The organism is Vogesella mureinivorans (assembly GCF_007644035.1).
Classification (GTDB): Bacteria; Pseudomonadota; Gammaproteobacteria; order Burkholderiales; family Chromobacteriaceae; genus Vogesella; species Vogesella mureinivorans.
The window spans coordinates 1-310 of record NZ_VMTV02001080.1; the positions used below are offsets into that span (position 1 = coordinate 1).

Annotated in this window: 1 protein-coding gene; it reads right to left on the reverse strand. The window is 67.1% G+C overall.

The annotated features are described in order from the left end of the window. Positions 1-200, reverse strand: a 200-nt coding sequence (locus FLQ44_RS24220; RefSeq protein WP_206209130.1) for a hypothetical protein, incomplete at its 3' end; no start/stop codon positions are given. Positions 201-310 lie beyond the last annotated feature (110 nt).

A 310-nucleotide genomic window follows, 5' to 3' on the forward strand; every position in this document is an offset into this window, starting at 1 on the left:
CTGACCTGCAGGAAGCCGCGGATGATCTCCAGGTACTCCTGGTTCTCCTTCGAGCCAGCATCGAGCTCGGCCGAGTTCGGCTGGTAGAAGAAGCGGATGTCGCGGCTCAGCAGCGCGTCGCCTTCGAGATTCACCGCGCCCTGGGTGCGGATCGGCGCGATCGCCACCGTCTGCGCGGCGAACTCGGGCTTGGCCTGCACCGCCTTCAGCGCAGCCAGATCGATGTAGCGCGCGGGGTCGGCCGGGTTGCGATCGCCTTGGCCATGGCGAACTGGTTGGCCTGCCCTTCGCCCATATCCTCGAGCCTGCG